At 41.2% G+C, this 7,844-nt stretch carries 5 protein-coding genes and 1 pseudogene; 1 reads left to right on the plus strand and 5 read right to left on the minus strand.

Going from position 1 to position 7,844, the window contains the following annotated elements:
- The coding region (locus ACCI49_RS22640; RefSeq protein ID WP_371837343.1) for a transposase at window positions 1–375 on the plus strand (375 nt) is incomplete at its 5' end.
- Window positions 376–643: 268 nt separating this feature from the next.
- Here ACCI49_RS22640 and ACCI49_RS22645 read toward each other — a convergent pair.
- From ACCI49_RS22645 to ACCI49_RS22665, 5 genes and pseudogenes are all read right to left on the minus strand, one after another.
- The gene (locus ACCI49_RS22645) at window positions 644–1,480 is read right to left on the minus strand and encodes an SCO family protein (protein ID WP_371841505.1); all 837 of its coding nucleotides are present in this window, start codon (window positions 1,478–1,480) and stop codon (window positions 644–646) included.
- A 254-nt stretch (window positions 1,481–1,734) separates the two neighbouring features.
- Window positions 1,735–2,544 (minus strand): formylglycine-generating enzyme family protein, encoded by an 810-nt coding sequence (locus ACCI49_RS22650; protein ID WP_371841506.1) that lies wholly within the window; start codon window positions 2,542–2,544, stop codon window positions 1,735–1,737.
- 10 nt (window positions 2,545–2,554) lie between these two features.
- On the minus strand, window positions 2,555–3,991 hold the full coding sequence (nirK, locus tag ACCI49_RS22655; RefSeq protein WP_371841507.1) for a copper-containing nitrite reductase: 1,437 nt from the start codon (window positions 3,989–3,991) through the stop codon (window positions 2,555–2,557).
- 1,316 nt (window positions 3,992–5,307) lie between these two features.
- Window positions 5,308–5,859 (minus strand): hypothetical protein, encoded by a 552-nt coding sequence (locus tag ACCI49_RS22660; RefSeq protein WP_371841508.1) that lies wholly within the window; start codon window positions 5,857–5,859, stop codon window positions 5,308–5,310.
- Between the two features lie 1,075 nt (window positions 5,860–6,934).
- A pseudogene (locus ACCI49_RS22665) lies at window positions 6,935–7,587 on the minus strand (DUF6962 family protein).
- Window positions 7,588–7,844 lie beyond the last annotated feature (257 nt).

Raw genomic sequence — 7,844 nt, forward strand, 5'->3', positions numbered from 1 at the left:
CGTTTTCAAATTTACGAAGGAAGTATGAATGCCGATAGGCTGATTGACTTTCTTAAGCGATTGATCAAAACAGCGGGGCGTAAAGTTTACCTCATTCTGGACAATCTTAGGGTACATCATGCACGATTTGTTAAAGCTTGGCTGGCAGAGCACGAGGATGAGATAGAAATTTATTATTTACCATCATATTCACCTGAACTGAATCCAGATGAGTATTTGAATTGCGACCTTAAAGGGGGCGTTCACAGTGGCATGCCAGCCCGATCCAAGGAGAAGCTAAAAAGGAAAGTGCTTTCTCACATGAGAATGTTACAAAAGAAGCCCGCGCGTGTAGCAGCCTACTTCCGACACGAATCAATTAGGTACGCAGCATAACTGAACTATTTGTCCGCCGGGTTAATAGTTCCAAGTACCTCTATGGTCAGTAAGGAGAAATCGGGATCAGCGCTCCTCGTGATCAAACTAGATTCTTGGACTTCAAGTTGTGTGCCAAGGCAAACCCGCTTGATGTAAAAGGAGATTTGTCTTAGCGGTGGGTATGAGTGCCCGCAACATCGTTAGCAGTAGTAAATAACTGACGAGTCCAATTATACATAGTTATTTATACTCTTCAAATATTTCGTTAAATCGATCCTTTGAGGCGTTATGAGCAATTGGTAGATAAAGATTGAGGGGGCGCTTTCTCATTATCTGATAAAACGATTTTGGAAATTTCTGAAATGACTTTCTCAAGTCCCTCGTTTAACCCCTTCATTTGATACCTGATTTTACCTTGTTTATCCAATACGGTAATCATGTTAGAGTGCGCAATATCTTTGTTGTTCATAGGCTTATAGCGCACCCCTAACAGATTGGAAAGTTCGAGTACATCATCTGGATCGCCATTCAGCATTAACCAGCGGCATTCATTTAATTGGTTCTTTTGCATATAGTGTCGTAGTAAGTCGGGGCTGTCACGTTCTGGATCTAGGGAAATAAGTGAGAATTGAACCTCCAACTTCTCGGAGGTAGGTATTTGTTTCTCGATTTGTCTTAAGTTGGCAAGAATAACCGGACAACTGTGTTCGCAGTAGGTGTAAACAAAAGATATTATCTGAACTTTTCCCTGTAACTCGGAGATATTAAGTTTGCTACCATTCTGATCCAGCCAACTTGATTCCACGTGGTAAACAGAATCATTGGGAAGCTCGGCAAGGGACCAAGATGAATGGGTTAATACCACGAGTGCCATAAAGCTTGCAAATAATATTTTTATCTGTAATGAATTTGTATGCAGATTTTTTCGATCTGATGTTCGTGGAGTGCAAGGAAGAAGATTCCAGTTAAAAAAGCAAAATATAATTTTCACATAATATGTTATTGATATGGGTGCTACTATTTCTGTAGTCGAACTGATCTGTTTTTTTGCAAAATATTTATTACTAGTGTCCTCAGTTTTTGTGATGTTTGGGCTGCTAGTATAATGGTTCTGTTCGTCCATTGTTTACTCCGCTATCGCTGTCGGATTTTTACATTAGAAATAGATTAGTAAGGTTGTGCTAATAAAGGCGAAAGAAAAAGTACACTTCACTCGAGACTGCATGAGGCATTGATGTCCATTACGAACACAAAGAGATGTATTCACGGCATATCGCGAGTGAAGTGGATATTTAATTCAGATAGTAGCTTAGTAGCTCGGTATAAAACCTCATTTGTTACTGTGTTTAAGTTTACAAAATCCAATATTGATAAGTCTCAGTCTTTATCCCTCGCGCAACGAAAACCCAGCGAGCGCATGGTGTATGTTGCCTGATAGCTGCTACGTAATGCGTAACGCATAAATGCTGCATAATCACTAGGGTCAACCGAAGAAGCAGCACCGGCACCACAAAACATTGATAATTCAAGCTGTGTATCTCCGCGAGATTCCCCGGTTACCAGTGTAGTGTTAAAATTATTAACTAGCTCCCAGACTACGCCATGCATTCCATGTACCCCCCAATAGTTTGCCGGAGTATCCTTGACATTTGGTAAACCGCCATTTACTGGCTTGGAGTACCATTCCAAGATTTGTTGGCTGTACTTTGGGTCATTTCGCCCATTGATCTTGGTATCACTCGCAATTGCAACATACTCCCATTCTTCAAGAGAGGGCAAGCGTTTCCCAACAGATTTGCAATAGGCTCTAGCAGAAAACCAGGACACGTTTGTCACTGGAGTCTCAGCCAGAGACTCCATTTCCTTTGGATCCATATGCCGCAAATAATTTTCATCGCTGAATACAGACTTGATGTTTTCTTTTCTCCACTTTGGATTTTTTTGAATAAATTGATAATACTGGTGATTTGTAACCGCATAGCGGTCAAGTAAGAATGGTCTAACGATAGGTGGCTCACTACTATCCTTGAAAAGGGATTGGTAACGCCCACCAGGAATATAGACCATTTCACTCTGAGTAAGCCTGATGGATTTCTTATTTGCGTCGTTACTTTGCCCAATGAGCGGTAGATACATCAGCAAACTAAATCCTAACAGGCTGCCAGTTACTAAGTGTTTAACATGCATTTTCTGAGTCTTAGTGCATGCGTTTCTCGACAACTTGTTCGGGTAAAATTTCTCCTCCATTGTTACCCCAGCTATTTAGCACATAGGTCAGCACATTAGCGATACTTTCGTCAGATAATTGTACCGCTGGCATTACGCCATCATATGTTTGTCCACTAACCGTAATTTTTCCTGAAAGGCCATTGAGTAGCACATCGATTGAGCGCTTAGGTTTGGTGAGTAAATAATCAGATCCCGCTAGAGGAGGGAATGCCCCTGGAATACCTTTGCCATTTGGCTGATGACAGGCCATACAGTTTTGATCATAGGTGCGTTTTCCAAATAATATACGCTCTTCTTTGTTTTTAGCCTTGGCCATTGTACTGCCGCTATCGGCAATACTTTGAATACCTCCACCTTCGGGAAGATAGATGCTGTCTTTTTGCTTGCCTGAGTAAATGGCCAAGTCCTCGGCGCCATCAGTCTTCAGCATTCCCAGTGCGCCTTTATTAAATGCGCGGAAAATAGAATGATCAACAAGTATAAATGTGCCCGGAACATCTACTAGAAATTCTACAATTGCAGAACCTCCGGCTGGAATGAGAGTTGATTGAACATGGCGATTCACCATATCGCCACCTTCTACATAGACCTTATCAAAGATCTCACCAATGACATGAAAAGACGATACCAAATTCGGACCACCATTGCCGACGTAAAGACGGACGGTCTCCCCAACATTCGCGCGCATGGATTTATCACCTGTTATCGCCCCCACTGATCCGTTGAACACAACATAGTCAGGTATCTCAGAAAGTGCCTTTGTCATATCAAAGGGCTGTAGACCTTCTTCTCCATAATTACCTTTTGTATAGAACTCACTTTGCATGATGTAATATTCTTTGTCTACCTTGGGTAAACCTTCTTTCGGTTCAACAAGAATTAACCCGTACATACCGTTGGCAATATGCATTCCAACTGGCGCTGTGGCACAGTGATATACGTATAAGCCCGGGTTAAGGGCCTTAAAAGAGAATTGCGAAGAATGCCCTGGCGCAGTAAACGATGAAGTCGCGCCTCCCCCCGGACCTGTGACCGCGTGTAAATCTATGTTATGCGGCATTTTACTGGAGGGGTGGTTATTTAGATTAAACTCGACGTGATCACCTTCTCTAATACGGATGAAGCTTCCGGGGACTTGGCCGCCAAATGTCCAGAAAGTGTAATCTACACCATCACTCAAGCGACCAACCTTTTCTATAGTTTCAAGAGTGACAATCACCTTGGCTGGATAATCACGAGTAATGGGGGGGGGCACAAGAGGTGCCGAGGTGAGTATTGCATGTTCAGTTGGAAGCTCCGGGCTTTCTGCTGCAACGGTAGGTGAATCCATTGTCCAGATCGTGCCTACTAGGGCAAGCATGACAGTTCTGAAATAATTCTTTTTGTGTTCTCTGCTTGTAATCATGTTGATATCCCTAACTTACTCAAAGGTATTAGTTCTGATTTGTGATTCCTAAAATTGAAGACATTAATAGATGACAAACCAAAAACTGGATTTTGGGTTGGTATGCCATCTTTATTAATTTCAATTCAATCTAATTTCAAAAATATACTCTTTTTACTCTCCAGTTTTATTTTGGGGAAATGTATAGAGGCTTTATTGGCCAACGCTCTCTATCCTGATGGAGGGTCGCGCATATGCATTATAAAGGCTCCGGATGAATCATTTTTATATCACTGATGTCAGTGATCCAGGATGGGTTTGTTTTTTCTAGTATTCCGGGGGGCGAAATTTTTGGCGTAAGGGGGGTATTATGTCTGTTCTTACCAGCTTTTGTTACATAATTGAAAAGCGTAATGCATTTAAAATGTGCCACTATGATTATTTTCATGTACCCCTCATTGGTTATGCTTAGTACTTAATCATCCCTTAACCCTGTTGAGCATGTGGGTTTTAAATAATATTTATACGTGAGCTGGATCCTCACTCTTTTGAGTGGTAAAGAATAGCAATAAAGCTTTTTCTACCCTGCACTTCGGTAAGGTGTTATCAAGTCTGGATTCGACAGTGGTGTCGATCGATTGATATAGGGCTCGCTTAAGCACTGTTCATTTTATTCACTACCTTAATGTCTGCTTGCAAATAAAATCTTGATGCAAATCAAGAGTGATACTATCTGTAAACATTTTTCGGCTAGGGACCAGTACATTATTAATGGTTGATCAAGTTTAAAATGGCAATCGTCTCACTGGGCTTTCTCACTGGGCTTTAAGTTACCAATTTCGAACTTGAAGTTTGTTAAATATCAGTGATCAGATTTGGAAAAAGCCGATGGGGCAGGTTCGCATAGAGGTTGCTTGGCTGTGGGAATGTTCTCAGGAATATACAGTTGATGTGTGCTGGATGAAGGGTTCTACTTGTCAGTTTCAAGCCTATCCTAACTCTAAAATTTTGATGAAGTTTTTTTCAGGTTAAAATAATCATTTTAATTTTATGGACCTTCGCGACTTTTTCGATAATTATATCTGTCTCTCAGATACCTCCTCTGTTGCTACAATAATCAACTGTGATACTGGTTCAGTTCTTAATATTTCCTCCTCGGTGCTAGCTGTGCAAACCCTATCAGTTGATGTTCTGCGTTCTTGAAACTAAATACCTGGTATCGTTCTTTGCTGTTCAGCTGGTAATTGAGCAGCTACGCGTTTCACTTGGTCGGGAGAAGCATCGACTCTACCTTCTGGCCTCTCCCCAACCAACTGCACTTACCACCTGAAACTGCTTTACCCGTTTCGATTTACAATTGCCGCGTAAAAGCCCATCAGGTAAGAACTAGAGACTTCAATAATGGAGCGGTGTCCTGACCTTGCTTTGAGTTTCAGCCTAAGCCTGTCGCGATCCTTGAGTGCACTAACGATCTGCTCTTCATCTAGTGAAACTTCTAAGGTTTCTTCAAACATACAGTCGGTGCCTGAAACACAGTAAAGAATCTTCCTGTCAGACTTGGGTATATTAACTTGGCGTCCACCACTAAAAGATGCCGACTCATAGTAGCGCCAGTGTTCCCGGTAGGTAATATCAATACGTAGTTGGTATCGTATGGCTCCGTCGCTTTTAGCCTCATAGGCGTGAAGATTGTAGTAGTACAAATTGTGGTCAGAACCATCGGTGGTGGCCTGCATCGGCGGTCCACTATATTCAATTTCGGAATTCTCCCGAACATCCTGCATCGTTACTGCTTGCCTCACTTCTGCTGCACTTCTTTGTGTAAGGCTGGTTGTCGCACTGCATCCCGTTAGCAGGAGAGCTGCCAAAGTAATTGCGAGCTTGGTCATATACCTTCCCAGATTTGATAGAGTGTTCAAAAGAAGGAAGTATCTCATATTTGGCAAGCTATGCAGGAATTAAGCTTCTCTTTGACCATTTGACCATTTGACCATTTGACCATTTGACCATTTGACCATTTGACCATTTGACCAGGCGCATTCACTGTACAAAAAATAGGCACCACTGTCTGAATAGATAAGTTTCTGGCTCGATTTCCAGAATAAATGACGCTCTTGCTGATAGCGCTGGCGTCTTGCTGGCTGTTGGATGGTTAGCTTCCACGCAAACCAAGTGGCACATAGGTACCCAATACAGTCAGTTGACCCTCAGTGAAAAGTAACATAGGCACTTAATAGGCAAAATATTTTTATTAGCAAAATTGCTGAAAAATAAATCGATCCAACAATACTGATGCTGCGAGCCGGAGCGATGCTGTGGTTCATACTAAATAGAAAGCAGCCATCAACATTGGCGCCAATCCTAAAAAGCATCAAATTGAACTTGCAGGGTGTATGAAGCCTGATAACCATGGTAGATCTTGTTTGCAAATGGCGCCATTGGTCGCTGCACGAAGATACTAAAAAGGTGGAAGGAAAGAATAGCCTTCGCACGAGACCGTATGAGGCATGGATGCCGATTACGAGCTTAAAGGGATGTATTCACAGCGAGTCCCGAGGGCAGGGTATTCTTTCCTGCTGACCCAGTAGTAAACCGTACCTAAAACACGATAAGCGAGACGCTGAAGTTTGATTAATACTGAGGAGGGTAAACATAGAGGACCGGCTAGTAATCGTCGATGAAAACAAGAAACTTGGCCATTATGAATAGTGATACTAGCTGCGGACAGGGTGGCTACATTGAAAGACTTGTACAGAGTGTTTCCAACTTGGTTACTGTGGTGTTCTGACCAATACTAAAAAATAGTAAGTAGAAGAATTAAACGTGTATTGGGGTTAATGAAAGTTTTATCAAGCTCGCGTGTATTATTCATATTTGGGAAAAGTAAAAAAGATTTAATCCGTGTTTCTGCATTTTTAAATATCAACTTTAGTGCCACATATATAACTATAAACTTTCTGGCAATTAATCATAATTTGTCATCTTGGAAAGATGATTTAACCCAGCTATAAATAATAAAATACCTATAGACTGCACGAGATGATAAAATCCATTGTTATCAAAAGTCCAGATAAATGAAAGTTGAATCTTAGTGATAATCTGGAAAATTACGGCAATCATCGAGGCGATGCCACCCGCCACCATAAATAATGCCCCTTTTTTGTTATGCTTTAAAGCTTGTATTGAATATCCAATTATTATTGGAATCATAATGAAGAACTGATAGGCAGCAAACCCTTCGAACTGATTAGGGTAAAAATAAAGTATCCAGCTCCCGCCAATAGAAAATAGGGTAATAATTTTTTCGAGAGCTGCTCGCTATGAAGATCACTGATAATAGCTAAGGTAAAAGAAGCTAGAAAAAATCCTAGAAAGAAAAATAGAGTATGCCACAAAAGCATATGAGCTGGACCGATTAGATCTAGCCCATGAGCTATTGATCCAATCATAGAAACTACAAGCATAAGATAGAAAAAACTTGTCCATATAGTACGTCTCCAACTGGACAGTTTTACTGCGATTTTCAGATATAAGATACCCCAAATAGCCAGCGCAACCAGTATAAGATCTGTTACAGCTGCTGTTTGCTCAGTTGGGATGTCTGTGAATTTAATCATTTATAAGCCTGCTAAAGTATAGTGAAAGGACACCAAATACCTTCTTTAAATGATAACTAAATCCTGTATTTTACAGATTGCAAAAACGACAATGATTCGCCTTATTGGTTTCAACCAGACTGTAGCGCAGAGTTTCATTATGTCTAGTTCTTTTGAACTATTAACCCGGTGGCTCTATAGTTCTGTATAATACCCAAATGGATATTATTGATGCAAGAAAATTACCCGCTTCCGCGCAGGAAGAGAAACGCCGAACT

The organism is Microbulbifer epialgicus, from assembly GCF_041447265.1.
Taxonomy (GTDB): domain Bacteria; phylum Pseudomonadota; class Gammaproteobacteria; order Pseudomonadales; family Cellvibrionaceae; genus Microbulbifer; species Microbulbifer epialgicus.